This window comes from Flagellimonas aurea, assembly GCF_017313785.1.
Taxonomy (GTDB): Bacteria; Bacteroidota; Bacteroidia; order Flavobacteriales; family Flavobacteriaceae; genus Flagellimonas; species Flagellimonas aurea.
Map to the genome: position 1 here is coordinate 195,977 of NZ_JAFLNL010000001.1, position 25,679 is coordinate 221,655.

Consider the following 25,679-nt stretch of genomic DNA (forward strand, 5'->3'; position numbering starts at 1 on the left):
GAGCAGATAGCAATTTACTCCTTAAAAAAATGCAAAAGGTTCAACGTGGAGCTGTCGTGTTTGCCAATATCTGAATTCTCAATGTCGCTCAAAATATTTTTGGCTAATTGTTTGCCCAATTCCACACCCCATTGGTCGTAACTGAAGATATTCCAAACTACCCCCTGTACAAATATCTTGTGCTCATACATTGCGATCAGAGCACCCAAGCTTTTAGGGGTCAATTGCTCTATCAAAATGGAGTTGGTAGGCTTGTTGCCCTCGAATACCTTAAAAGGTAGCAACGTATCCAATTCTTCACCAGCTAAGCCTTGTGATCGGAGCTCTTGCTTCACCTCTTCCGCTGTTTTCCCGTTCATCAATGCTTCGGTCTGTGCAAAGTAGTTTGCCATCAATTTATTGTGATGGTCCACATCTCCATGCAATGATTTCTTGTAGCCTATAAAATCGGTGGGAATCAATTTGGTCCCTTGGTGAATCAACTGAAAAAAGGCATGTTGCGAATTGGTTCCGGGCTCGCCCCAGATGATAGTGCCCGTTTCGTGACCAACTCTTTTTCCGGCCCTATCCATGCTTTTTCCGTTGCTCTCCATGATACCTTGCTGTAAGTAGGCCGAAAAGCGGTGCAGATATTGGGTATATGGAATAATGGCCTCAGTCTCGGCCTTATAAAAGTTATTGTACCAAACGCTGATTAGTCCAAGGATTACAGGAATGTTCTCATTAAACGGAGCTTCTTTAAAATGAACGTCCATTTCATGGGCGCCGTCCAACAGGGCTTCAAAATTATCGTAGCCCACCGAAAGTGCAATGGACAATCCAACGGCGCTCCAAAGTGAGAAACGTCCGCCTACCCAGTCCCACATCGGGAACACGTTTTCATCTGCAATACCAAATTCCTTTATTTTTTCAAGATTGGTAGATACGGCAACAAAGTGGTCGGCCACATCTTTTTCGGATGCAGTTTTCAGAAACCATTTTTTGATGGTCAGTGCATTGCTCAAGGTTTCCTGTGTAGTGAAGGATTTGGAAACAATTACGAACAATGTGGTCTCCGGGTCAAGTTCTTTCAATACTTCATGAACCAGATCACCATCCACATTGCTTACAAAATGAGTCTTTAAATCATTTTGATAAAATTTCAAGGCTTCGGTCACCATTACTGGCCCTAGATCAGAACCACCGATACCAATGTTTACAATATCGGTAAATGCTTTTCCCGTATGGCCTTTACGCTTCCCGGATATTACGGCTTCGGAAAAAGACTTGATTTTCTCCTTTACCTCAAAAACTTCATCCACAATATTCTCGCCATCAACAAAAACCTCTGTGCCCTTTTTGGCGCGTAAGGCTGTATGCAATACGGCCCTTCCTTCGGTTTGATTAATGAGCTCGCCATCAAAGTAACCTTTTATGGCCTCGGTAAGGCCTACTTCCCCGGCAAGTTCCAAAAGCAACTTAATGGTTTTATCCGTTATTCTATTCTTTGAATAGTCCACCAAAAAATCCTCCCAATGGATGGATAGGTTCTTGCCCCGGCCTTCTTCGTTAGAAAATAGTTCCCTTAAATGAACGTCTTTGGTTTCTTGATAATGTTGTTTAAGTTTTTTCCAGGCTTCCGTAGTTGTGGGGTCGATTGTGGGTAGTGCCATTACTGGGTGTATGATATTAAGGTTTCTTCGGGTTCCGTAGGTGCTATGTCAATAAATTCTATGCAATCCAATTGCTCTTTTAACGGCGATATATGAGCCATGTAATCCATTCTCAAAGAATCGGCGATGGGGTCGGCTTCAGGTAATTTTTCCTTTAATGGGTCCACCTGTCTTCCGTTCTTCCAGAAACGATAGCAAACGTGCGGGCCTCCAGTATTACCTGTCATTCCTACCCACCCTATTACATCTCCTTGTCGGACGAACTCTCCTCTTTTTACCTTTTGCGCTTTCATGTGGAGGTATTGGGTACTGTAGGTGCCATTGTGCTTTATCTTCACATATTTTCCGTTTCCGCCCCTTCGGGTCGATTCCGTTACGGTTCCATCCGCAGTGGCTACGATTGGAGTTCCTACCGGTGCAGCATAATCGGTTCCTTTATGTGGGCGCACTTTGTAACCGTAGTAGGCAATCCTACGCTTTAGGTTGTATCTGGACGAAAGTCGGTATCCAAATTTTATAGGCGCCCTAAGGAATGTACTTCTCAAGTTATTGGCATCTTGATCAAAATAATCCAATATGTTGTTCACGGAATCTGCCACATACGGAAAGGCATAAACGGTTTTTCCTTTGTGCTCAAAAAGTGCGGCCTTAATGGGCCCTCTTCCGGCATATATCGTATCATTGATGTATCGTTCATCAAAAATCACTTTGAACTTGTCTCCTTTTTCCAATCGGAAGAAGTCAATGGTCCACGCATAAATCTCGGACAAACTCAAGGTTACGGTATAATCGACCCCCAAATTATCCATTGCCTCGGATAGACTGCTATTGATCACTCCGCCTACCTCTCGCTCCCTAAGCGTTACTTTCTTCTTGTTCTTGTAGGCAACGGCCGCGGTATCGCGCAAATCCACCACGGTATAATTTATTTTATCGTTTTGATAGATAAAGACTTCGGCCACTTCGGAGGTGTCCTTTGATTTAAGGATGATATAAGGCTTACCGACCCTGATCTTGCGGACATCAAAGGTATCTCGGTAATTCTCTGAAATTTGGGCGATTTTGGGATAATCCACTTTGTTCTTCAACATAAGCTCCCCAAAACTGTCGCCGTTACGGACCGTATCATGGACTACGTTGAATTCTTCAAGATTGAAACCATAATGCAATACGGGAAGTTTTTCTATTACTTCAACTTTTGCAACTTCTTCTTCCGGTTGTTCGTTTGTCTGTTTGCAAGATGCTGCCAGCACAGCGAGCATCAAAATTGCCCCAAAAATTTTCTGCATTTTTCTTCTATTCCTTGTATTCTTCTTTAGCGGGGTTAAAAATGTGGTCCACCCATTGTTTCCCCCAAGTATCCAACTCTTCTTTGGTATGCAAAGTTGGGAAAAAAATTATTTTCTGAAAACTGGGCGGTAAATAGTCCTTCCAATTGGTTCCGCCAGTCGCCTCTACCTCCTTGCCCTCCCGGGCCAAATATCTATGGGCCGAACCCATGTGCATCAACGGCCAATTTACGTTGGCATTCAAATCCAACTCCTTTAACGCCGAAATTAGTTCTTCATTGCATTGGGATGCCTTCGGAAGTTGTAAATATTTTTGATATACCGTACTGTCCTTCACTTGATTGGCTATTCTCAAGAGCCGGGGGGTATATCTAACTTCGAACTGCTTTAAGGTCAATGTTTTTTCTCCTGTTTCCAAATCGGTGGCCCCCCTTTTCCAATATACATGCTCGAACAGTTCTTCTATACTATTTTGAGAAGAAAAAGAGTCCCTTTCGGATGAATGCACCATATTCTCCAATGGCGTTGCATAAAATTCGATCATCCTATATTGTACCGATTGAAATCCGCTGGCCGGAAGAAGTGCCATACGGTAACGCAGGAACTGTTCTCGTTCCATACCCTTGATCATAATACTGAACGATGATATCAGGGCCTTAAAATAGCTATTGATTCTCCTTACCTTTTCAATAAAAAAAGCAACGTCCTGTGATTTGTCCTCAACAATTTGTTTTTGTTCGTGCAGAATAAGCTTGAAATAGAGCTCGGTGATCTGATGATACATGATGAATATTTCCTCATCTGGGAAATGAGTCCTTGGTATTTGAAGACTCAACAAAGTATCCAAGTGGATATAGTCCCAGTAAGTAAGATATCTTTCGTAAAGAAGACCGTCCAAATAAGAGCTTAGGTCTTGGCCCGAGTTTTTGTACTTTTCCTCCAGCTTGTTGATTTGGGAAGCGATTTTTGCATCCTTATCCATTAACACCTATATACTAATCCATTATTATTTTAAACTGGTTTTTTAGTCCGTTGTAACCATCAAGATCGGCTTTAAGAGACCCCACGGCCAAATCTGCCTTGATTCTGATGGGTATCTTGTTCCAATCGTTGGAAACCCAAAGTGTTAAACTTTCTTTTTCCTTAAAAACCCGACCGGACTGAACCAAAGGTCTAAATTTAAGACATTCTACCTTTCCAAACTTGGTCCTTAGGATTTCTTTTCCCAAATATTTCAACTGGAACTTAAAAACACCGTCATCATCAAAGAGCATATCCAAATCAATGGATTCGCCTTCTTTAAATTCCTCCAGATTATAATTGCTCCTTAAAAAGTAGGAAGCCGAGATAAGGTCCTGTATTTGATTGTTGATCGTAAAATTCTGTTGTGTCCCATTTTTGTGGTCCATGAGAACGGCTTTGTCCTGTTTGTAATCAAAATCAATCTCAATATCCTTGGTATATCCCCCTTCATCTATTTTTCTGATGAACTTGTACGGCCTACCATTCTCCTTGTTAAAATAACTTTCATAGGTATCATCAACCTTAAAAAAGATACTGGCAAACCCCGTGGTTTTGCCCTCTCCTACCACGTGGTACACAGGAACGTTATTCAATGTTTCCGATGTAAGATGCAAGGTGGCATAGCTGGCATTTAAAAACCCATAGTGAATCCTAAACTTGAGCCACTCCCCTGGTTTAAAGGCCGGGCGCGGGTTTTGTGCCGACGCCGAGATTGCAAAAAGAAGGCATAATGTATATGTGATTATCTTTTTCATGTGCAATTTATTGGTATAAAATTAGTAAAATCAGTTTAGGGGCTACACTGTTCACATATACTTAAACAAAACTTATTCCAAAATAGTATAAACAAAAAAAAGCCCAGTCTTGAGACTGGGCTTTTCCTAAATAACCAACCAAACTTTAAATTATGAAAAACCAATACTTAAAGTTATAAGGGAACCACCCCTTATGTGGTGTAAAGATACGGCAACGTTTTGTAGGAAAAATTGTTTTTAACGGACTTTAACTAAACCTCTGTATTATTGATTGGTTTTACCTGTTTTTTTGACAAATTATTAAGAAAATTGGGCCTTTTGATCGAGTGATTTTTACTAAAACCAATACCCGACACTAAAGAAAAAATTACCCTCACTGATTTCTGGCGACCAAGAATAATATATTTGGATAGGTCCCAAAAAGGATTCAAAACCGTACCCAAGTCCATACCCTGAAAAACTTGGCTCCTCAAACCAATCCCCTGTCCTGAACAGATCGTCCGCAACGGTGGCGTAGTTGGCAGAAAAAAGCACATGGTGCTTGGGAGCAAAACCATAGTCCAAACGGCCGAACCCTTTTACATAACTGTTCCCGGGCAGACTAAGGAAGTCGTATCCAAAAAAGGGCACAAAATTGTTTACAAAATCGTTTCCAAAGCCTCCCAAAATAAAGTCAAAAGAACTTACTGGGGTTGTTCCCAGTTTAAACCCGGCATCCGCCTCCAATTTAAAGCTCAAATTGTGGACTGGAGAGAAGACACCTCCAAATTTTCCTTTGGCCACGGCAAACTCCGAAAAGTTCTCGTTGTAGTCCGATGAGAATGCATAAAAATGAAAATCTCCATCAAAAAACAGCCCTCTTGTAGGAAAGTACTTATCGTCGTACGTGTCCAACTTTACTTGAGAGAATGCGCTGAAATAATTAGAATTTTCGAAGTTGGTTCTTTGAACTCCGTTCGAGGCATTGTTTTCCACATCGGGGTCGGCGTCCAATTGGCCCAACGTCCTTGTACTATAATTTAAAAACTTGTGCTCGGCACCTATGGTAAAAGCAAATTCCTCCTTTAACACGGTTTGCAGATATATCTGGTTGGTAAGGTCCGTTACATCCACGTTTATCCTTTGGATATTCGGGTTAAGGGGAACATCAAAATTACCTTGGATGAGGGAAAAATCAATTTCCGAATCAAAATCGGTCAGCTTGGAATTTATCCCGAAACTCCAATAATATCCTTTGTCCAGATAATACTGCATATTGTACCTGATGTGGTCCCCGAGAATAAAATCGAACGAGGCCACATCGTCTTTCATCAAAAAATTCTTTTTGGTAAGGTTGATGAGCGCGGCGCTTTTGTACAAATCATCATAATGGGCAGACATTTTGATGAACATTTTTGTAGGGTTCTCTTTGAGCTTTAGCACCAGGTCTGTTCCCAGTCCATTGGAAATCAAATCATAACGAATAGCTTTAAAATTGCCCGTAGCAGATAGATTGTTCATTCCTTGTCGCAAATCCTCAAAGGAAATCTTCTCCGCAAGGTCGAATCTCAGTTTTCCTTTAATATAGCCACGGGTATATTGATCGTTTCCCATAATGATCATCCGGTTCACGACCAAACTGTCCACTACCGTGATTCTCTTCCTAGGTTTTGCCATCCCACCTTGCCTCAGGGCAATTTGCCTGAGTTCATCTAATTTTTCCTCTGCTGCCTTTTCTCCGCTTTTTATAATCTGCTTTCCCCTATCAAAGGCAATTACGGAGAACTCGTCGATGTCCGGTCTTATATATACGTCTGTTTCTTTGGACTTTTTCCTCATATCGTTGACAGTACGATAATTGTTGATCTGCAACAAAATTTCCGTGGCCGAAGAAAGGGATTCCCTTGTGGCCAGATCATGCTGTACGTCAACCCCTATAATGATATCGGCCCCCATGGCCTTTACTTGAACAATCGGATAGTTGTTCACCACGCCGCCATCTATTAAAATTTGCTCGTTTATCTCGGCAGGCTCAAAAAGGGAGGGAAACGTACCACTTGCCACAATGGCCTCCGGTAGATAGCCACTATCCAATAAAACCTCTTCTCCCGTCTCCACATTGGTGGCCATACAGAGAAAGGGTATGGGCAATTTGCGAAAATCCTGAACGTCCTTTACATGGAACAACAACTGAACCAAAAGGTTATATATGTTCTGTCCGCTGGAAATGGCCTGCGGGAAGGATACTTTAAAGTTTTCGAAGGGGAGTGATAAAGCGTAGCGTTCCGAATCTTCCTTTTCATAAAATGTTTTGGCGCTCCTCGGTACGTTATCCTGTATTAAGCGGGAGAAATCCGTTTTTCTGAATATGGAATCCAGTTCCTGCGCGGAGTAGCCAGACGCGTACAACGCTCCTACAATGGCTCCCATACTTGTCCCACCGATGTAGTCGATTTTAACCCCCGCTTCCTCGATTTTCTTCAAAGCTCCGATATGGGCCAATCCTTTGGCCCCGCCACCACTGAGCACAAGACCTACTTTTGGCGGTCTGCTTTCTGGGGAGTTCTGGGCAATCCCCTTTAAACAGAGCAAAGCAATTAGAACCGTAAATAGTATTGCCTTGTTTCCCATGGTCTATTTATGAAATGTTTTGTAAATTTTCTTGGCCTTTGATGCACCCACCGAGGCCGTCAATGTTTCCAATGATGCCTCTTTGATTCGCTTTACCGATTTAAAGCTTTTCAACAATTGTTGGGCGGTTTTTTCCCCTACTCCATCAATATTAACCAATTCTGAGCTAATTGCACCCTTGCTTCGTTTGTTTCTGTGATGGGTTATACCAAACCGGTGGGCCTCGTTCCTCAGCTGCTGGATTATTTTCAGGCTTTCCGACCGTTTATCCAGATACAATGGCACTGGATCATCCGGAAAATAAATTTCTTCCAAGCGCTTGGCAATGCCTATAATGGCGATTTTACCTCGAAGCCCCAGAACTTCCAAACTCTTTAATGCCGATGACAGTTGTCCTTTTCCCCCATCGATCACAATTAACTGTGGGAGTGGTTCCTCTTCGGCCAGTAACCTTTTGTACCTCCTAAAGACCACTTCTTCCATACTGGCAAAGTCATCGGGCCCTTCCACTGTTTTTATGTTGAAGTGCCGATAATCCTTTTTGGATGGCTTTCCGTCCTTGAAAACCACACAAGCTGCAACGGGATTGCTTCCTTGAATGTTGGAGTTGTCAAAACATTCGATATGCCGTGGCTCTTCCGACAGTCGCAAATCCGATTTCATTTGGGCCATAATCCGTTTAGTGTGACGATCAGGGTCGGTTATCTTTATCTGTTTCAGTCTATCTTGGCGATAAAACTTCGCGTTCCGTTCGGAGAGGTCTAAAATTCGGCGTTTGTCTCCCAATTTGGGAAGGGTTACCCTTACATCTTCCTCTACGGTGACGGGGAAGGGGAGGTACACTTCTTTAGATGCTGAATTGAAACGCTGTCTAAGCTCCGTTATTCCCAATTGTAACAACTCTTCATCAGTTTCGTCCAGCTTCTTTTTGATTTCCAAGGTGTGGGACCGAATTATGGCCCCATGCGAAATCTGTAAAAAGTTTACATATCCGTGGGTTTCATCAGAAATAATGGTGAACACATCCACATTGTTGATCTTAGGGTTCACCACCGTGGATTTGGCCTGATAATTCTCCAGCACATCAATTTTATCCTTCACCTTTTGAGCTTTTTCAAACTCCATCTTCTCGGCATAGTCTTTCATTTGCTGTTTAAAAGTCTGTATGGAGTCTTTTAAATTGCCCTTAATGATCTGCCTGATATCTTCAATCTGTCCGTGATACTCTTTCTCCGTTTGAAAACCTTCACAAGGACCCAGACAATTGCCCAAATGATAATCCAGGCACACCTTGTACTTTCCTGCGTCTATTTTTTCCTCTGACAGGTCATAGTTGCACGTACGCAAGGGATACAAACTTTTGATAAGATCCAAGAGCGTCCGAACCGTTTTCATGCTGGTGTAGGGACCAAAATACTCCGATCCATCCTTGATCAACTTTCTTGTGGAGAATACCCTTGGAAAACGTTCATTTTTAATACATATCCAAGGATAGGATTTATCGTCCTTGAGAAGCACATTGTACCTGGGCAGCAATTTTTTTATGAGATTGTTCTCCAATAAAAGGGCATCTGACTCGGTAGGCACCACAATATGCTTTATGGAATCAATCTTCTTTACCAGTACCCTGGTTTTTCCGTACTCCTGCTTTTTGTTGAAATAGGAAGAAACCCGCTTTTTCAGGTCCTTGGCCTTCCCTACGTACAGAATTTTGCCGTCCGCATCATAAAACTGGTACACTCCCGGATTATTGGGAAGCGCACTCAACTGTACTTTTAAGGATGTAGATTTGGACATGGATTGCTCTGAAAATGACCTGTTCTTGACTTTGTAACAAAGTTATATTTTAATTGTCTTGATTATTGTTAAACTTGATGAATTCCCAATTTGGATTGACATATACCCCTTGTTAATTGATACTTTTTTAAGTGGGTAGAAAATGTGAAAAATTTCCTGAAAAATCCCATATTCATCAAAACTGGGGATTTACCACAAAAAAACTATGGGAAACCTACAATCAAGTGATTGGCAATCAATACATTTTGTTAAACTGTTGCTAAAAATTATGCATTTCATCGATAAAAAGTGCATTTCATGGTATTCTTCTCAAATGTTTTACTTACATTTAACCATATAATTACAATCCTATGGAAAACTATATCATCGTTTTGGGAATGTACTTGATTTTGATGCTTTTCTTCAAAATCTTTTTCTCCGTTGCAACAAAAGGAGAGTAGTAGTCCATTGTCCCCAAACAACCCCAAAATCTTCAACAGTCAATGTTGAAACATGAACTAAGAAAAAAATACAAAAATCTGAGAGCGGAAATTTCTCCAACAAAAGCCTCGGATTTAAGTCTGTCCTTGGCCAATAGTTCGCTTCAAATCCCGATCTGGGATTTTTTTTATTACCATATCTTCCTAAGTATTGAGGACAAAAACGAAGTGGATACCTTGCCCCTGATTACATTGTTGCAGGGCAAGGATAAAAATGTAGTCGTTCCCAAAGTCATTGGCAGAAACACTCTGGAAAACTATTTACTTACGGATACCACTGCCCTTAAAAAAAGTGCTTGGGGAGTTCCAGAGCCGGTCGAAGGCATCAAGGTGCCCGAGAATAAAATCGGCGTGGTCTTTGTACCCTTGCTGGCTTTTGATGCGATGGGAAACCGTGTAGGGTATGGAAAAGGGTTCTATGATGGCTTTTTAAATAAATGCCGTAAAGAAACACTTAAAATCGGCCTATCGTTCTTTGCTGCGGAACCTGAGCTTATATCCGATATACATGAAAACGATGTAAAACTGGACTATTGCGTTACGCCGGAAAAGGTTTATACGTTCTGATCAGCGACCTCTTCTTTTTTATCCGCCTGCTTTGGAAATGCCTTTTTATTGAATACAATCAATATGCCCACTCCTGTACTTATTGCTGTATCCGCAATATTGAACACGGGTTCAAAAAAACGGAAACGTTTGCCTCCAAGGGACGGTACCCAATCAGGCCAAGTGGTATCCACCAATGGAAAGTAGAGCATATCCACTACCTTGCCATGAAACAAGCTTCCATAGGGCTGATCGGCAAATAATGTAGCTACCTGGCCATTGCTATGGTCAAAAATAATCCCGTAGAAAACCGAATCAATGATATTGCCCACTGCCCCTGCAAAAATCAGGGAAACCGCTAAAATCAAGGTTCGTCGCGACTCTTTTCTAATGATATCCCACAGCCAATAACCTATCCCAAAAACAGCGAAAATCCTGAAAATGGTCAATATTAGTTTACCGACTGGTTCGGATATTGGCAAAAGATCACTCAATTTGGTTCCCCACGCAGCCCCTTCGTTTTCTATAAACAGGATTTTGAACCAACTGAACACCTCGTGGGCCTCTCCCAATATAAAACTGGTCTTGATATAGATCTTGCTGATCTGGTCCACCACTAGGATAAGTGCGATGATAATAAGGGACTTCTTTAAACTCATGCTGTTATTAAAAGGATTGCAAAAATATGCATATTATTTTGTTTTCGTCACTAGGATGTCTCCTTCCACAGTCTTCAGAAAAAATCGATTGTCCCCAAAAGGTATCGATTCTTTTTGCACGCTTCCATAAGTGCTTTCAGAAATAACATCGCCACTTGGAGCCGAGAGCAGAATATCGCCTTTCTGTGTAGTCACGGTTACGGATTCTGAAACATTCCGAAGCGTGCAACGCCCATCTGATAGGGTTATCTTCAAATCCTTGTATTTTCCTGTGGCGTACAAATTTGTTTTTGTTCCAAACACATCCACATTTTTGTACTCGGGCACACTTATTTCCAAAGCTATGGAAATCACCTTATGTGCGCTGAGCTTGTCATTCGGGTTGACAAAATTGGGCTGAAAATCTGTTCTGATTACGGCAGTTGTACCGCTTTGCTCGATAGAGACCAATAAATCCCTGGCATATTCCCCATCCATGGTCGCTGAAACATGCACCTCATCGGTTGGCTCTGTCTTTAGGTCGATTCGATAACAATATTGGGCATCAACTTGGATCGTTCCGGTACGGGGCCCAATAAAGGCTTTTTTTACCAATTTCTGCCCATGGACATGGACCAGTGCAAAAACGAATATCAAAAAGACCGATGCCCTCATAAAGAAAAAAACGCCCTTGGGCGTTTTTGATTATTTCTGCATATTCTTCGCCTCGATGCTCAACGTAGCGTGGGGCACGAGCTTTAAACGCTCCTTATTGATCAGCTTTCCGGTAACCCTGCAAATACCGTAGGTCTTGTTTTCAATTCGCAACAAAGCATTTTTAAGATCGCGGATAAACTTTTCCTGACGAATGGCCAATTGGGTGTTCGCCTCTTTACTCATGGTCTCGGAACCTTCCTCGAAAGCCTTGAACGTTGGAGAAGTATCGTCCGTACCATTATTGCCATCGTTCATATAAGAGCTCTTCAAAAGCTCCAAGTGATTCTTGGCTTTTTCCATTTTTTCTTCGATCAGGGCCCTGAACTCTGCCAGATCCGCATCGGAGTATCTTACTTTTGAATCTTCTGCCATTTTCTTAATGTTTTTGAATAAACAATTTTGTGTTCACCTCATCAAAGGCTATTGCAACACCATCTTCAAGTTTCTCTTCAAAGTTGAGCTCAGCGGTCAAGGTTTCCGTTTTGATGTACTCCTCATTACTGGAAACCGCATTTTCCACTAGGCCGTCCTTCAATATTTTTATGTCAATTTTATCCGTTACTTCAAATCCTGATTCCTTTCTAAGATTCTGGATCCGATTTACAAGTTCTCTTGCAATACCTTCCTTTTTCAAGGTCTCATCAATGGTTACATCCAGGGCAACCGTCAAGGAGCCCGAGCTGGCTACTAACCAACCTTCTATATCCTGGGAACTTATTTCTACATCGGTTAACTGTAAATTAACGGTTTTATTTTCCAACTGTAGCAATAATTCTCCTTCACGTTCAATTTTTTGGATATCATCTTGACCCAATTTGGATACTTCGACGGCAATCGCCTTCATATCCTTACCAAATTTCGGGCCCAACACCTTGAAATTGGGTTTTATTTGTTTTACCAATACTCCCGAAGCATCGTCCAGCATCTCGATTTCCTTCACGTTCACCTCGGATTTAACCAAATTGGAAACCGCCTCGATATCCTTTCGTTGCTGATCGTCCAAAATTGGAATCATGATTTTTTGGAGCGGTTGGCGCACTTTTATTTTTTCCTTCTGACGGATGGAAAGCACCAAAGAGGAAATTTTCTGTGCCAATTGCATCTTACGCTCCAAATCCTTGTTCACCATGCCGGCATCAAAAATTGGGAAATCCGCCAAGTGTACACTTTCAAAACCGTCTTTTTGCGTAGTCGCGTCCAAATCCCTGTACAATTGATCCATAAAGAACGGAGCAATGGGTGCGGATAATTTCGCAACGGTCGTCAAACAGGTATACAGTGTTTGGTATGCGGAAATCTTATCCGTTTGATAATCTCCTTTCCAGAAACGTCTCCTGCTCAATCGAACATACCAGTTGCTCAAGTTTTCCTGAACATAATCGGAAATCATTCGAGCGGCACGCGTGGCTTCATAATCATCGTAAGCCTCATCCACGTTTTTGATCAACGTGTGAAGTTCCGACAATATCCATTGGTCGATCTCTGGTCTTTCTTCCAAAGGAATATCGGCTTCGGAATAGTCAAACTCATCAATATTGGCATAAAGCGCCATAAAGGAATAGGTGTTGTAGAGTGTTCCGAAGAATTTTCGCTTTACTTCGACAACGCCTTCAATATCAAACTTTAGGTTGTCCCAAGGGTTGGCATTGGAAATCATGTACCATCGTGTGGCATCGGGCCCATGTTCGGGCAGCACCTCGAAGGGGTCTACCGCATTGCCCAATCGTTTGGACATTTTTTTGCCTTCCCTGTCCAGAACAAGTCCGTTGGACACCACATTTTTATACGCAATGCTATCAAAAACCATGGTTCCGATTGCGTGTAGTGTATAGAACCAACCGCGGGTCTGGTCCACACCTTCGGCGATAAAATTGGCAGGGAATGCCACTCCATCGTCTATTAGTTCCTTGTTTTCGAACGGATAATGCCATTGTGCGTAGGGCATTGAACCACTATCGAACCAAACATCGATAAGATCGGCCTCACGTTTCATAGGCTGTCCCGATGAGGAAACCAAAGTGATGCCGTCCACAATATTTTTATGTAGATCGATCTTATCGTAGTTCTCCTCGCTCATATCGCTTACTACAAAATCCTCGAACACGTCCCTGTCCATCACGCCCGCTTCAACGGCTTTGGCCATTTCCGATTTCAACTCATCCACGGAACCGATGATCAATTCCTCCTTGCCGTCTTCTGTTCGCCAGATCGGTAATGGAATGCCCCAATATCTCGAGCGCGATAGGTTCCAATCGTTGGCATTGGCCAACCAGTTGCCAAAACGGCCCTCCCCTGTGGATTTTGGTTTCCAGTTGATGGTCTGGTTCAACTCGAACATACGATCCTTGACATCGGTTACTTTGATGAACCAAGAATTTAATGGATAGTACAAAATGGGTTTATCGGTACGCCAGCAATTAGGGTAGCTGTGGACATATTTTTCGACCTTAAAGGCCTTATTTTCTATTTTCAGTTTGATGGCAATCTCTACATCGACCGACTTTTCAGGTACTTCGCCCTCGTCGTAATATTCGTTCTTTACATATTTGCCGCCAAACTCTTTCAATTCAGGTCTAAACCTCCCTTGAAGGTCCACCAACGGAACTGGGTTGTCATTTTCATCCAAAACCAACATGGGCGGAACCTCTGGAGTGGCCTGTTTGGCTACCAAGGCATCGTCCGCACCAAAGGTGGGCGCGGTATGCACGATTCCTGTACCGTCTTCGGTAGTTACAAAATCCCCGGCAATTATTCTGAAGGCATTCTCTGGGTTTTGATAGGGTTGCACATAATCTATCAATTGCTCGTACTGGATACCTACCAAATCATTCCCCACAAAAGATTCGCCGACCCAATATGGAATCTTTTTATCACTTTCTTGGAATGATTTCAATTCTTCTGCTGTTTCTACCTTGGCAAACTTTCCTGAAAAATTGTAGCCTACCAAATTTTTGGCCAGCACCACGTTAATGGGCTCAAACGTATATTGGTTGTACGATTTCACAAGGACATATTCGATTTTTGGCCCTACCGTCAATGCCGTGTTGGATGGAAGCGTCCAAGGTGTGGTCGTCCATGCCAAAAAATGAATGTCTCCGTCCACCTTCTTCAAAAAATCGGGAAGCGAATCGGCTTTGGCCTTGAACTGTGCGGTTACCGTAGTGTCCGTCACATCTTGATACGTTCCAGGCTGATTCAGCTCGTGGGAGCTTAACCCTGTGCCCGCCTTTGGCGAATAGGGCTGAATGGTGTATCCTTTATATATGAGTCCTTTGTCGTAAATCTGCTTTAGCAACCACCAAACGGACTCCATGTACTTCGGTTTGTAGGTGATGTACGGGTCGTCCATATCCACCCAGTATCCCACTTTTTCGGTCATTTCGTTCCACACGTCCGTGTAGCGCATTACCGCTTTTTTACAAGCTGCGTTGTAATCCTCGACCGATATTTTTTTACCGATATCTTCCTTGGTAATGCCCAATTCCTTTTCCACCCCGATTTCTACGGGCAGTCCGTGCGTATCCCATCCCGCCTTTCTTTTTACTTGAAAGCCTTTCATGGTTTTGTACCTCGGAAAGATATCCTTGATGGTCCGCGCCATTACGTGGTGAATCCCAGGCATCCCGTTTGCAGATGGAGGGCCTTCGTAAAACACGTAGCTCTCCTTGCCTTCCCGTGTGGAAACGCTCTTTTCAAAAATCTGTTTGTCCTTCCAAAAGTCAAGAATGTTCTCAGATACTTTTGGCAAATCCAATCCCTTATATTCCGCAAACTTCATATACTGCTTCTTCTACTAGAATTCAAGTTTGCAAAATTATAAATTTAGATGGAATTATACCCTCCCTTTTGGCATAAGAATCCGCTTAATTCCCTTAACCTAAATATGATATGCCGCAAATACCCAGTTCGCCATAATTTACCTATCTTGATGCATCATTAACACTTAACCATTATTCACATGAAAAAAGTACTGCTTGCCGCAATGGTATTGACTTTATCACTATCTGCGATGACCTCTTGTAGGGACACAAAGGACAAGACCGAGGAGGCAAAAGAAACGCTGAACGAGGCCGGGGAAGATTTGGAAGAAGCGGCCGAAGATGCTGCCGATGCACTGAAAGAGGCCGGCAAAGAAGCCAAGGAAATGGGTAAAAAAGCTTTGGATAGCATCGAAAAAGCCGGAAAAGAAACCATGGATGCTGCAGAAAAGGCCATCGACAGCATGTAAGCCCATGTGCCGACCTATCCGTACTGCAAGACCAAAAAAATTGGGCCCGGAATTTCCGGGCCCTTATTTTTAAAAGATATATCCCAACCCTAAAACCAAATTTGTCCCTGGCGCCGCAATTCCGGAACTGTACGTCCGATAGCGTTGGTTCGTCATGTTTTCCAAGCTCACGGATGCCTTCAATGCATTTGTAATTTGATATTGGGACCTAAAGTTCAAGGTGTACCATGATGGCGAAAAAGGGTTCCCGTTGGCATCACTGGCATACATGTAGGTTTTTCCCTGTTCGGAAAGCGCGAGATCATCATTGCTCACCTCCCCGTTATAATTGACAAAAACATCAGCCTTTAGTTTTTGGTTTTCCCAAATAAGATGAACGTCCCCAAAAGTAGGTGCCGCATGACGCGATGGGCTATCGGTACCGTCATCATCTTCTTCAACACCTTCAGTCAAGGTTAGATTGGAGTTTAAGGACAAATGCTCGTTAAAATAAGCTTCCAGACCAAATTCAAAACCGTAGACATAGGCCTTGGCCGCATTTTGAATCGCCTGAACATTACTTGGTTCTCCGTTGTATTCAATCACGGTCTGACCTCCAAAAGAGAAATCCCTTCGTACAAGAGCATCGACCAAATAGGTGTAATAGGTCGCACCTTTTAAAACCACGACATCATTAAAGTTTTTTCTGATGCCCAATTCTCCATTGTATGCATACTCCGGCTCTAAATCGGGGTTGGGCACCACAACAGATCCGGGTTCAGAATCGAATATTTTCCCGATATCATCAATATTGGGTGCCCTAAACCCTGTGGAACCGTTCAACGTAACTTGAAGATCCGACCGTGGGAACCAACTAAGTCCCAAACTTCCTGTAAGTGCTCCCGTAACTATATCGGCTTCATCAAACGGAAAAGGGTAATAGGTGGTGTCAAATGTAGCATCTACCCAAACTTGACTGTAACGAATTCCTGATAAGAGCGAAAGATTAGGCTTTAATTGGTACTCACCATTGATATAGCCTGCCAAGGTTTGCCAGGTGGACCCATCAGGATACCTTGATGCGGTCTCCTCAACTTCATCGGTCTCTATATTTTGCATACTTCCTGTTGAATGCACCTTGTTGAAGACATATTCGGCACCGTAATAGAGGTTGAGCGCCCCAATTTTCTTGTTTTCAAAATCCAAGTTTACGGACAATGCATCCACTTTTTCTTTGGTGGAGTACAATTCTACGTCTTGAAAACCTCTATCGTTCCTACTTTCTTCAAAAAATTGATAGGCCGTGGTCAATTTTACGCCATCATAAAATTTGTTCTTTCCTTTTTGGGTGATTTGAACATTTCCCATGAACCATTTCTGGGGACCATAGTACCATTCCGCGGAACGAAGCCCATCCCCATCTCTGTTGGGCCGAATCAACCTATCGTACCTTGAATAGTCCGAAGTTTCCGAATAGTACAGTCCCAAATCATAGTTCCAAGTATTATTGGGCCTATAGGTGAACTTTTGAAGAAAATTTACTTGATCGTATCCTGAAGTAACTTGTTTTTTGGGATTATCATTGGCAACGAGAACATCGGTATCGTTCGATCTGATCACGTAATTGGGCCGTAGATAGGATTCGGGACCATGTTCGCCCATCTTCAGATCATTAAAATTGTTGTACGTAAAACTGGTATAAGATGCCCATTTTTCCTTTCCAAAGTTGAAATCCACATGGGCGGTGTTTTCGTTGTTGGCCGAAGCATATCGGTAATTAATGTTTCCTGAGAAAGCAAGACTATCCGCAAAGGAAAAGCGTGGTTGCCGGGTATAAAAGTTCATTACGCCCCCAATGGCATCACTACCGTAGATCACGGAGCCCGGACCAAAGGTCACCTCGGTCTTTTTTATGGTAAACGGGTCAATGGAGATTACATTTTGAAGGTTTCCTCCCCTGAAAATGGCATTGTTCATCCGTACACCGTCCACGGACAGTAAAATTCTGTTGGTGGCAAACCCCCTGATCATGGGACTGCCTCCTCCCAACTGGCTTTTTTGAACAAATATCTTGCCGCTATTCTGTAGCAGGTCCGCAGAGGTCTGTGGTGCCGTGAAAGCAATGTTTCGGGCATCAAAAGTCTCTATCTTCTGCGGAATATGTTTTTTTTGCTGTTCCCATTTGGACACGGACATGACCACTTCTTGAAGCTCCTCGGTCTTTAGAAGAAGGTATACCCGGTTGCCCCTTCTACCAATTTGGCTTTTTGTAGTGGAATAAGGTTCGTAACTGATGTGCTTAAACGTTATTTTTTCATTGGGGTCGAAAATATCCAAATCCCCCTTACCGTTGGCATCGGTGACAGTGGTTTTGGACTGGTCCTTGTTAAAAATGGCAACATTATCCACAGGTATTCCCGAATCGGCATCCAGTACGGTTACTTCTTGAGCATAAAATTGGAAGGTTAATAAGAAAAGAATTAGGGTTAAGGTTGGTTTTAGGTTTTGCATTTTATGTAAACACTGCATTTAGAACGGCGAGTGACTTTGGTTCTCGAAATCCGTGCACATGAAGACCATAATACTGGATCATTATTTTTAAGAGTTCTCGCCTGTTAGACTTAGTTAGTTGGATCGTTTGTAATGCCACAAAATCCGTGCCTAAAAATTTCTTGAAACTTTCCAGATTTTCGCTCTGAATCAATGGATTGAGGGATGGCGTTCTACTAAAACTGCCTTCCAAAAGGTCAAAAAACGGCGAGTTTTGATATGATGTATCCGGATAGAACCCTAAATACTTGGTCAAATTCAGTAAAAATAAGATGTGAAAATTGGGCGACAACGGATGAATATCCATCCAATGCAGCGAATACTCCAAATAATTATACAGGCTTTCGTCCTGTTCCTGTTCCTGAATGGAATTTCCCAACATTTCGGCCAAAAAAAGAACCACACTATTTTTTACGATATCGGTGTGCATGGTCTGGTACGGAATGCCCACCCTAACATCCCTGATACTTTCCAAAGTTCCTTTGTTTTTATGGTTTGCCTGAATTTCCAACTGCATCAACGGCAAAAAATATGCGGGTCTGATCTTTGCTTTTTTGGAGGCGAGCACCCCTTTGAGCAAATACGACTTTATACCATCCGATTGGGTAAAGGCCCTTACAATAAGGCTAGTATCCCCATATTTTAGGGAGGAGAGCACAATGGCCTTTGTGGTGATTTGCATGGGCTAATAAAAAAGCAGTTACCAGAAGTGTAAATGTAACCACTACATCCGGTAACTGCCAATCTAAATTTATGTTCGTGAAGGGACTATATCACCCCCTGGGCCAACATAGCGTCCGCAACTTTTACGAAACCGGCGATATTCGCTCCTTTTACGTAGTTGCAATATCCGTCCTCGTCGCCGTATTGCATACAGGCATCGTGAATGTCGGACATGATTCCTTTCAATCGCTTGTCCACTTCTTCCCTTGTCCAGCTGATACGCAATGAGTTTTGGCTCATCTCCAAACCTGAAGTGGCCACACCTCCCGCATTGGAAGCTTTTCCGGGTGCGAACAAGATCTTGGCATCGTGGAACGCATGTATCGCTTCTGGTGTTGATGGCATGTTTGCGCCTTCGGCCACCGCGATACATCCATTTTTGATCAACGTCTTCGCATCATCACCGTTCAACTCGTTCTGGGTGGCACATGGCAATGCAATATCACAGGCCACTTTCCAAGGTGTTTCCCCTTTGTGGAACTCTGCGGATGGATATTTATCCACATACTCCGAAATTCTTCCACGTTTGTTGTTCTTTAAGTCCATTACAAACGCTAGTTTTCCCTCATCGATTCCGTCCTTATCGTAAATATATCCTGCGGAGTCCGAAAGTGTCAAAACCTTACCTCCAAGGTGAAGCACCTTTTCGGCAGCGTATTGGGCAACATTACCTGAGCCTGAAATGACGACTTTCTTTCCTTCAAAAGTTTCATTTTTGGTCTTTAGCATGCTATCGGCAAAGTAAACGGTACCATAACCCGTAGCTTCTGGACGAATCAAGGAACCTCCCCAAGAAAGTCCCTTACCGGTCAACACCCCCGTGAACTCGTTTCGGATTTTCTTGTACATACCGAACAGGAACCCAATTTCACGGGCGCCAACGCCGATGTCACCAGCAGGGATATCGGTATTTGGACCGATGTGTCTGCAAAGCTCCGTCATAAAGGCGTGGCAAAAACGCATGATCTCGTCATCGGATTTACCTTTTGGGTCAAAATCAGAACCTCCTTTACCTCCGCCCATGGGCAGGGTGGTCAAACTATTTTTGAATACTTGCTCAAATGCCAAGAACTTCAAAACACTTGCGTTTACGGTCGGGTGAAAACGAAGCCCTCCTTTGTAAGGTCCAATGGCAGAGTTCATTTGTACACGGTATCCACGGTTCACATGGATTTCCCCATCATCATCTATCCAGGCCACACGGAACGAAATCAATCGCTCAGGCTCCACCATTCTTAATAGGATGTTTTTACCGTGATAGATGTCGTGCTGAACAATATAAGGTATCACTGTTTCAGCAACCTCTTGAACAGCTTGGATAAATTCGGGCTCATGACCATTTCTGGTGATCACCTCATCCATGAACGCTTTAATTTTATCTTCTATTTTTTCTTCCATATCTGGGTTAAAAATTAATTGTCTTTCCGCTGACGAAAAGTATTATTTTATTGAATTATGAATTTGAGGGCAAAATTATAGTATTTCCATAATTTGAATATTTATTTTTTATAAATTTTTCAAAATATTTTAATTAAGGGCCTGTTCTAGGTCAGCAATCAAATCTTCCACGTCCTCTATGCCCACACTTAGCCTGATCAAGGCGTCAACAACACCATTTTTTTCGCGTTCTTCCTTTGGAATACTTCCGTGTGACATGCTTGCAGGATGCCCTACCAAACTTTCGACACCTCCTAACGATTCGGCTAGGGTAAATATTTTCAATTTCTCCACTATTTTTATCACGCTTTCGTAGCTTCCGCCCTTGGGCACCAAGGAAATCATCCCGCCAAATCCGCTCATCTGTTTTTTTGCCACCTCATGGTTCGGGTGGTCCGCAAAACCGGGCCAGTACACTTTATCGATTTTAGGGTGATTCCCCAAATATTTGGCGATGTATTCCCCATTTTCGCAATGTCGTTGCATACGCACATGGAGCGTTTTTATCCCACGTAGGGTCAAAAAACTGTCCATGGGACCGCAAATACCTCCGCTGGATTTCTGGATAAAATATAATTGATCGGCCAGTTCTTGGTCGTTTACCACTAAGGCACCAACCACCACATCGCTATGTCCGGCCAAGTATTTGGTGGCGGAATGCATTACTACATCGGCACCCAATTCCAGAGGTCTTTGCAGGTATGGGGTGGCAAAAGTGTTGTCGACCGCCAACCATATATTGTGTTGTTTGGTGATTTTCGATACCGCTTGAATATCGATAATGTTCATCATGGGGTTGGTAGGAGTCTCGACCCAGACCATTTTGGTGTTCCCTGTGATTTGCGAGGTAAGCTCTTCCATATCCACCATGTCCGAAAACCGGAACTTGATCCCAAATTTCTCATACACCCTTTTAAAAAGTCGGTAACTGCCCCCGTAAAGATCCCCAGTACAGATGACCTGGTCCCCTGGCTGCAATAGTTTCATTACCGCATCAATGGCGGCCATACCACTGCCAAAGCCCATTCCAAAATTTCCGTTTTCCAGACTGGCCACGGCATTTTCCAAGGCGGTCCTCGTGGGGTTCGCCCCTCTGGAGTATTCGTAGCCCTTATGGCCGCCCGGGGTGGACTGTGCGTAAGTAGAGGTTTGATAAATGGGTGGCATTACCGCTCCATATGCCGCATCGGGTTGCTGTCCTCCGTGAATGGCTTTACTATTGAATTTTAACTCTTTTTTGCCCATGCTTAAACTATCTACATACAAATGTATCGTTATCTTTCCGAAGTATTATTTTTGATGACACAAAACCTCAAATCATGAAAAAATATATCTCCACCATACTTTTCCTAGGATTATTAATAAGTTGCCAAACGGAGAGCAAGCTTACTTTTGAGCCTACGCAATTGCTGGGCGAAACTTGTGCCGATTGTCCAAAAATAGCCATCAACATTCCCAATGCACTGGACAACTCCCCTGTTTCCGAAGCCATTAACCGTTCTTTGAGGGAGGAAATCATAAGCATTATGTCCTTTTCCGAAGACAGAACCATCGACACCATGGATAAGGCACTCCAATCTTTTACCGATAGCTATAAAGAGTTAAAAACCAAATTCCCTGATGAGATACAATGGGAAGCCACCATTGACGGCGAGATTGTGTACGAAGATGAAAACATTATCACCTTGATACTAAATTCATATTCGTTCACCGGCGGTGCCCATGGATATGCTTCTACATCTTACTTAAATTTTGACAAAAAAACCGGTAAGGAACTAGAAAATGAAGAACTTTTTAATGACTACGAAGGCTTTGAAGACTTTGCTGAGGAAAAGTTCCGAAATCAAGAAGAAATCCCACAAGACAAAAACATCAATGCCACAGGATTCATGTTCGAAGGAGATTCGTTCCATCTATCAAACAATATAGGATATACCACAGAAGGACTGCAACTCATCTATAATCAATACGAAGTCGCCTCCTATGCCGATGGCCCCATTGTTCTGGTTTTACCGTACAACGAAGTGAATCCGTTCCTAAAACGAAAAGTAGGACCATAGTTTGGTGTACTTCATTTAAAATAATAGCGGGGGCCGGCTCCCGGTAAGAGGGTACTATCGTTAAGATCGCTATTAAAATGATAGTATCCGTTAATGGGAATTGTCAAGGAAAATGCATCGGAAACAAAAAAGTCCATTTCAAAGGATGCATATGCCCCATAAATAAAACTGCTCTCTGCCTCTATGGCATCAAAGTCAAACTCGGTTTCGCCTTTGTTTATGTATTTATAGCCCACCGATGGCCCTCCACCAAAATAAAAAAATGCCTCGCTTTTTTGAAGTCAATATGGTGGTAAAATAACCTAGGTTTAACAAGTAATCATCATATGGGAATTCTACACCAGAATTGGGTTTTTCCTTGGAAAACGTAGCCACTAGGGATACTTGCAGATAATCTATGGCACTATGGTAATGGTTTGCGTTGAGTTGGATACCATACCCATCCGTTTTGTAGATCGGCACCGCTCCGATGGATAAATAACTTCTTTGGGAAAAACATTCCTGCACAGAAAGAATTAGGGCAACCAATAGCAGCCCGTAGCATAAATGGTAGTGTTTCATTGTGATTAAGATCTGGGTTCTTAATATAATTCACCAACAAATATGACTGATTTCCTTTGGGTTAGACCTCAACGTCCGATTTTCAAAAAAACTTTTGATAGGATTGTTCTAGGCTTTGGCCAATGCTTTTTTCAAGGCCAGAATAGCCCCAAGATGAAGCCCTTCGTGAAACACATTAAAGGAAAGGGCATCTTCAGGACTACTCAAACCGATTTTGGGAGTGGTCATGTATTCCTGAAAATTCTTGAACTTCCCATGCTCATAATCCAATTGGATGTGCTTTATAGTGCTAAACAAGTAAGCACTTATTTTCTCCATCTCACCATCTGAGGGTTCGCCTTCTGGAAAAGTGCCCTTTTTGTACTTATTGACCAATTCTTCCTCAATGGTAAAATCCAGACCGCTCAATTTATACATCAGCAATTGGGGAGTAACCACCACATGGGCAATGTTCCACCAAATATTATTGTTGAATCCCTCCGGGACCCTGAACAAGTCCTCCTTGGGGGTATTCTGCAGAAAATCATGCAATATTTTTCTGTTCTTCAGTATAATATCAAATGTCTTTTCCATAATCCTATTCAATTTAATTGGCTATACTATCGCATTGCAAAATTAACCCTAAAATCTTAAATGGTTTTCGGTGTCCTACGCTTAAAAACAAACAACACCTTCAAAAGCTGTTGAATTTACATCTTCGTAATGGCTTTTGATCGATTTTTAACGTCCTTTGTTCTTCCAATATCACAACAATGAAGAAAATATACCATTTGGGCAGTTGCTCTACCTGCAAACGTATTTTGAAAGAATTGGAACCTTTGGATGGAGTGGAGCTGCAAGAAATTAAATCTGAGCCCATTACCCCTGAACAATTGGAACAAATGGAAGCATTGAGCGGAAGCTACGAATCTCTTTTCAGTAGAAGGGCCATGCTGTTTAGGCAAAAGGGACTTCATGAAAAGGAGCTTTCGGAAAAAGATTATAAAGATTTGATCTTAGAGCATTACACTTTCTTAAAAAGACCTGTAATTATAGTGGAGGACCAAATTTTTGTTGGAAACTCGAAAAAAACCGTCGAAGCCGCTAAGGAAGCCATTCATTGATGAACAAAAGAACCCTGGCCATTTTTGCCGCTATTGGGGCAACCGTTATTTACGGTATAAACCATACTGTGGCCAAAGGGGTCATGCCCACTCATATAAGATCCTTTGGATTCATTTTTTTAAGGGTCGGTGGAGCGGCCATTCTTTTCTGGTTGATATCCATTTTTGGTCCCAAAGAAAAAATTGAAAAACGTGACTGGGGACGTATGCTCGCATGTGCATTGTTGGGCATGTCCATAAACATGCTGTCGTTTTTTAAGGGACTGGAACTCTCTACCCCAATAAACAGTGCTGTACTAGTTACCATATCGCCCATTATAGTAGTGGCTCTTTCGGCGCTTTTTTTAAGTGAAAAAATCACCCTGAACAAAGGACTTGGTATTTTCTTGGGCTTTGTTGGCGCAGTTGGCTTGGTTCTTTTTGGAGCTGAAGCTCGCCAAGATGCCCCAAACATACCTTTGGGCAATTTTTTGTTCATTATTAATGCAACCGCTTACGGCTCTTACTTAATATTGGTGAAAAAATTGATCGAGAAATACCATCCCTTCTCCATCATGAAATGGCTCTTTACAGTAGCCTTTGTCATCAATCTTCCCATAACCCTTCCCCAAGTTTTAGAGGTGCAATGGTCCTCTATGCCTCTTTGGGCGTATGGTTCCATAGCGTTTGTTGTGATCGGCACTACGTTTTTGACCTATCTCTTCAATATTTTTGCGCTTACCCAACTCAAGCCCTCGTCGGTAGGTGCATTTATTTATATGCAGCCCTTGGTGGGGATACTTTTTGCTCTTTTTTCGGGGAAAGACCATCTTACCTTGGTCAAGGTTACAGCTATGTGCTTCGTTTTGGTTGGAATATATCTGGCCAGCAAAAAGCCGAAAAGAAAATAGACGACCAATTGTTATAGGGCATTCGTCAACTCAACCGGCGCATCCGTCAATTCAGGGGTTCATGTAGGATAATGACCGATTATCTTTATCCGATTATTTACTCTAAAGTCCGTCCGTTATGATTTTAATCGGTATTCTTATTGGCCTGTTCATCTTTTCATTGTACATGGCCCTTTACGCTGTCCTTAATAAGGTGTATAAAATTAATCCATTATTGCATCTTGGTGGTTTTTACATAATGGTTGAGGTTCTTGTCTTAAAGCTATCCCCGAAAGCTATAAAACCAAACAAATCGAGACACCTTTTCAACCTGATGGCCCCATCGGATTTATTTTTCGTTTGAACCAGCCCAAAATGTCCGTTTATGATATCGCCATGACAGTTTTGATTACTTGTTTTTTTCCTCTTCTTTATATATAACGTACGGATAAAACAATACATCAAAAAGAAGAACCTTCAAGAGGAATCAAATCAAACGCGAAACAACTTTCCCCACTAAAATTGTACCCCTTGGAAACAATCGATTACACCGTGTGCCACGAACAAATTGCTCGTCTCAAAAAAAATTACAACAGGCAAAAGAAAGAGATGCCCTATATAAAGTATTCGGAGCTGGAAGCCACAGGTATCACTTAAATGCCC

General features: G+C 42.5%; 23 protein-coding genes. 6 read left to right on the forward strand and 17 right to left on the reverse strand.

What is annotated here, in order from left to right; all coding sequences use genetic code 11:
- Positions 1 to 14: 14 nt before the first annotated feature.
- From pgi to uvrC, 6 genes are all read right to left on the reverse strand, one after another.
- The gene (pgi, locus tag J0656_RS00845) at positions 15 to 1,652 is read right to left on the reverse strand and encodes a glucose-6-phosphate isomerase (protein WP_207030793.1); all 1,638 of its coding nucleotides are present in this window, start codon (positions 1,650 to 1,652) and stop codon (positions 15 to 17) included.
- Positions 1,652 to 2,941, reverse strand: coding sequence for a M23 family metallopeptidase (locus J0656_RS00850; RefSeq protein ID WP_207030795.1), 1,290 nt, complete (start codon positions 2,939 to 2,941; stop codon positions 1,652 to 1,654). The genes pgi and J0656_RS00850 overlap by 1 nt, the downstream gene beginning before the upstream one ends.
- Positions 2,942 to 2,948: 7 nt before the next feature.
- Positions 2,949 to 3,923 (reverse strand): tryptophan 2,3-dioxygenase family protein, encoded by a 975-nt coding sequence (locus J0656_RS00855; RefSeq protein ID WP_207030797.1) that lies wholly within the window; start codon positions 3,921 to 3,923, stop codon positions 2,949 to 2,951.
- A 13-nt stretch (positions 3,924 to 3,936) separates the two neighbouring features.
- A complete protein-coding gene (locus J0656_RS00860; RefSeq protein ID WP_207030799.1) occupies positions 3,937 to 4,719 on the reverse strand; it encodes a DUF3108 domain-containing protein in 783 nt (260 codons plus the stop codon).
- 336 nt (positions 4,720 to 5,055) lie between these two features.
- Positions 5,056 to 7,329, reverse strand: coding sequence for a patatin-like phospholipase family protein (locus J0656_RS00865; protein ID WP_207030802.1), 2,274 nt, complete (start codon positions 7,327 to 7,329; stop codon positions 5,056 to 5,058).
- Between the two features lie 3 nt (positions 7,330 to 7,332).
- Positions 7,333 to 9,126: an excinuclease ABC subunit UvrC gene (uvrC, locus tag J0656_RS00870; protein ID WP_207030804.1), complete on the reverse strand. Its 1,794-nt coding sequence runs from the start codon at positions 9,124 to 9,126 to the stop codon at positions 7,333 to 7,335.
- A 482-nt stretch (positions 9,127 to 9,608) separates the two neighbouring features.
- On the opposite strand from uvrC, the gene J0656_RS00875 reads away from it, so the two are divergent.
- Positions 9,609 to 10,172: a 5-formyltetrahydrofolate cyclo-ligase gene (locus J0656_RS00875; protein WP_207030807.1), complete on the forward strand. Its 564-nt coding sequence runs from the start codon at positions 9,609 to 9,611 to the stop codon at positions 10,170 to 10,172.
- On the opposite strand, the gene J0656_RS00880 is transcribed toward J0656_RS00875, so the two are convergent.
- Genes J0656_RS00880 through ileS form a run of 4 tightly spaced genes read right to left on the reverse strand, consistent with a single transcriptional unit; the run spans position 10,160 to position 15,284 of the window.
- Positions 10,160 to 10,810, reverse strand: a complete 651-nt coding sequence (locus J0656_RS00880; RefSeq protein ID WP_207030810.1) for a lipoprotein signal peptidase — start codon at positions 10,808 to 10,810, stop codon at positions 10,160 to 10,162. The two genes, J0656_RS00875 and J0656_RS00880, sit on opposite strands and share 13 nt — an antisense overlap.
- A gap of 33 nt (positions 10,811 to 10,843) precedes the next feature.
- Positions 10,844 to 11,464, reverse strand: a complete 621-nt coding sequence (locus J0656_RS00885) for a DUF4097 family beta strand repeat-containing protein (RefSeq protein WP_207030812.1) — start codon at positions 11,462 to 11,464, stop codon at positions 10,844 to 10,846.
- 30 nt (positions 11,465 to 11,494) lie between these two features.
- Positions 11,495 to 11,878, reverse strand: coding sequence for a TraR/DksA family transcriptional regulator (locus tag J0656_RS00890; RefSeq protein WP_207030815.1), 384 nt, complete (start codon positions 11,876 to 11,878; stop codon positions 11,495 to 11,497).
- 4 nt (positions 11,879 to 11,882) lie between these two features.
- The gene (ileS, locus tag J0656_RS00895; protein ID WP_207030817.1) at positions 11,883 to 15,284 is read right to left on the reverse strand and encodes an isoleucine--tRNA ligase; all 3,402 of its coding nucleotides are present in this window, start codon (positions 15,282 to 15,284) and stop codon (positions 11,883 to 11,885) included.
- Between the two features lie 180 nt (positions 15,285 to 15,464).
- Between ileS and J0656_RS00900 the strand changes: the two genes are divergently transcribed.
- Positions 15,465 to 15,734, forward strand: coding sequence for a hypothetical protein (locus J0656_RS00900; RefSeq protein WP_207030819.1), 270 nt, complete (start codon positions 15,465 to 15,467; stop codon positions 15,732 to 15,734).
- A 69-nt stretch (positions 15,735 to 15,803) separates the two neighbouring features.
- Here J0656_RS00900 and J0656_RS00905 read toward each other — a convergent pair whose 3' ends face one another.
- The 4 genes from J0656_RS00905 to J0656_RS00920 all read right to left on the reverse strand — a co-directional run bounded on the left by J0656_RS00905 (position 15,804) and on the right by J0656_RS00920 (position 21,668).
- Positions 15,804 to 18,224 carry a TonB-dependent receptor gene (locus J0656_RS00905; protein ID WP_207030821.1) on the reverse strand — a complete coding sequence of 807 codons (2,421 nt, stop codon included), beginning with the start codon at positions 18,222 to 18,224 and terminating at the stop codon, positions 15,804 to 15,806.
- A 1-nt stretch (position 18,225) separates the two neighbouring features.
- Entirely contained in the window at positions 18,226 to 18,945 is a 720-nt protein-coding gene (gene recO / locus J0656_RS00910; RefSeq protein ID WP_207030823.1) for a DNA repair protein RecO, read from the reverse strand.
- 86 nt (positions 18,946 to 19,031) lie between these two features.
- The gene (gene gdhA / locus J0656_RS00915; RefSeq protein ID WP_237688811.1) at positions 19,032 to 20,384 is read right to left on the reverse strand and encodes an NADP-specific glutamate dehydrogenase; all 1,353 of its coding nucleotides are present in this window, start codon (positions 20,382 to 20,384) and stop codon (positions 19,032 to 19,034) included.
- Between the two features lie 129 nt (positions 20,385 to 20,513).
- Entirely contained in the window at positions 20,514 to 21,668 is a 1,155-nt protein-coding gene (locus tag J0656_RS00920) for a cystathionine gamma-synthase (protein ID WP_207030825.1), read from the reverse strand.
- Between the two features lie 74 nt (positions 21,669 to 21,742).
- On the opposite strand from J0656_RS00920, the gene J0656_RS00925 reads away from it, so the two are divergent.
- Positions 21,743 to 22,483, forward strand: coding sequence for a DUF3298 and DUF4163 domain-containing protein (locus J0656_RS00925; protein ID WP_207030826.1), 741 nt, complete (start codon positions 21,743 to 21,745; stop codon positions 22,481 to 22,483).
- A gap of 11 nt (positions 22,484 to 22,494) precedes the next feature.
- On the opposite strand, the gene J0656_RS00930 is transcribed toward J0656_RS00925, so the two are convergent.
- The 3 genes from J0656_RS00930 to J0656_RS00940 form a co-directional block, all read right to left on the reverse strand.
- Positions 22,495 to 22,719 carry a conjugal transfer protein TraO gene (locus J0656_RS00930; protein WP_207030828.1) on the reverse strand — a complete coding sequence of 75 codons (225 nt, stop codon included), beginning with the start codon at positions 22,717 to 22,719 and terminating at the stop codon, positions 22,495 to 22,497.
- Positions 22,709 to 23,044: a hypothetical protein gene (locus J0656_RS00935; protein ID WP_207030829.1), complete on the reverse strand. Its 336-nt coding sequence runs from the start codon at positions 23,042 to 23,044 to the stop codon at positions 22,709 to 22,711. Before J0656_RS00935 ends, J0656_RS00930 begins: the two co-directional genes overlap by 11 nt.
- Before the next feature lie 108 nt (positions 23,045 to 23,152).
- Positions 23,153 to 23,617 carry a DinB family protein gene (locus J0656_RS00940; protein WP_207030830.1) on the reverse strand — a complete coding sequence of 155 codons (465 nt, stop codon included), beginning with the start codon at positions 23,615 to 23,617 and terminating at the stop codon, positions 23,153 to 23,155.
- Between the two features lie 179 nt (positions 23,618 to 23,796).
- Between J0656_RS00940 and J0656_RS00945 the strand changes: the two genes are divergently transcribed.
- From J0656_RS00945 to J0656_RS20275, 3 genes are all read left to right on the forward strand, one after another.
- On the forward strand, positions 23,797 to 24,147 hold the full coding sequence (locus tag J0656_RS00945; RefSeq protein ID WP_207030831.1) for an arsenate reductase family protein: 351 nt from the start codon (positions 23,797 to 23,799) through the stop codon (positions 24,145 to 24,147).
- On the forward strand, positions 24,147 to 25,037 hold the full coding sequence (locus J0656_RS00950; RefSeq protein WP_207030832.1) for a DMT family transporter: 891 nt from the start codon (positions 24,147 to 24,149) through the stop codon (positions 25,035 to 25,037). Before J0656_RS00945 ends, J0656_RS00950 begins: the two co-directional genes overlap by 1 nt.
- A gap of 510 nt (positions 25,038 to 25,547) precedes the next feature.
- Positions 25,548 to 25,673 carry a hypothetical protein gene (locus tag J0656_RS20275; RefSeq protein ID WP_262897049.1) on the forward strand — a complete coding sequence of 42 codons (126 nt, stop codon included), beginning with the start codon at positions 25,548 to 25,550 and terminating at the stop codon, positions 25,671 to 25,673.
- The last annotated feature ends 6 nt before the right edge of the window (positions 25,674 to 25,679 follow it).

What these genes read in the sequence shown, in the direction of transcription:
- pgi (WP_207030793.1), bottom strand. Translation starts at nt 1,652, where the DNA reads ATGGCACTACCCACAATCGACCCCACAACTACGGAAGCCTGGAAAAAA.
- recO (WP_207030823.1), bottom strand. Translation starts at nt 18,945, where the DNA reads ATGCAAATCACCACAAAGGCCATTGTGCTCTCCTCCCTAAAATATGGG.
- J0656_RS00925 (WP_207030826.1), top strand. Translation starts at nt 21,743, where the DNA reads ATGAAAAAATATATCTCCACCATACTTTTCCTAGGATTATTAATAAGT.
- J0656_RS00950 (WP_207030832.1), top strand. Translation starts at nt 24,147, where the DNA reads ATGAACAAAAGAACCCTGGCCATTTTTGCCGCTATTGGGGCAACCGTT.
- uvrC (WP_207030804.1), bottom strand. Translation starts at nt 9,126, where the DNA reads ATGTCCAAATCTACATCCTTAAAAGTACAGTTGAGTGCGCTTCCCAAT.
- J0656_RS00860 (WP_207030799.1), bottom strand. Translation starts at nt 4,719, where the DNA reads ATGAAAAAGATAATCACATATACATTATGCCTTCTTTTTGCAATCTCG.
- J0656_RS00905 (WP_207030821.1), bottom strand. Translation starts at nt 18,224, where the DNA reads ATGCAAAACCTAAAACCAACCTTAACCCTAATTCTTTTCTTATTAACC.
- J0656_RS00940 (WP_207030830.1), bottom strand. Translation starts at nt 23,617, where the DNA reads ATGGAAAAGACATTTGATATTATACTGAAGAACAGAAAAATATTGCAT.
- J0656_RS00900 (WP_207030819.1), top strand. Translation starts at nt 15,465, where the DNA reads ATGAAAAAAGTACTGCTTGCCGCAATGGTATTGACTTTATCACTATCT.
- J0656_RS00935 (WP_207030829.1), bottom strand. Translation starts at nt 23,044, where the DNA reads ATGAAACACTACCATTTATGCTACGGGCTGCTATTGGTTGCCCTAATT.
- J0656_RS00880 (WP_207030810.1), bottom strand. Translation starts at nt 10,810, where the DNA reads ATGAGTTTAAAGAAGTCCCTTATTATCATCGCACTTATCCTAGTGGTG.
- J0656_RS00865 (WP_207030802.1), bottom strand. Translation starts at nt 7,329, where the DNA reads ATGGGAAACAAGGCAATACTATTTACGGTTCTAATTGCTTTGCTCTGT.
- J0656_RS00875 (WP_207030807.1), top strand. Translation starts at nt 9,609, where the DNA reads ATGTTGAAACATGAACTAAGAAAAAAATACAAAAATCTGAGAGCGGAA.
- ileS (WP_207030817.1), bottom strand. Translation starts at nt 15,284, where the DNA reads ATGAAGTTTGCGGAATATAAGGGATTGGATTTGCCAAAAGTATCTGAG.
- J0656_RS00855 (WP_207030797.1), bottom strand. Translation starts at nt 3,923, where the DNA reads ATGGATAAGGATGCAAAAATCGCTTCCCAAATCAACAAGCTGGAGGAA.
- J0656_RS00850 (WP_207030795.1), bottom strand. Translation starts at nt 2,941, where the DNA reads ATGCAGAAAATTTTTGGGGCAATTTTGATGCTCGCTGTGCTGGCAGCA.
- J0656_RS00945 (WP_207030831.1), top strand. Translation starts at nt 23,797, where the DNA reads ATGAAGAAAATATACCATTTGGGCAGTTGCTCTACCTGCAAACGTATT.
- J0656_RS00890 (WP_207030815.1), bottom strand. Translation starts at nt 11,878, where the DNA reads ATGGCAGAAGATTCAAAAGTAAGATACTCCGATGCGGATCTGGCAGAG.
- J0656_RS00885 (WP_207030812.1), bottom strand. Translation starts at nt 11,464, where the DNA reads ATGAGGGCATCGGTCTTTTTGATATTCGTTTTTGCACTGGTCCATGTC.
- gdhA (WP_237688811.1), bottom strand. Translation starts at nt 20,384, where the DNA reads ATGGAAGAAAAAATAGAAGATAAAATTAAAGCGTTCATGGATGAGGTG.
- J0656_RS00920 (WP_207030825.1), bottom strand. Translation starts at nt 21,668, where the DNA reads ATGGGCAAAAAAGAGTTAAAATTCAATAGTAAAGCCATTCACGGAGGA.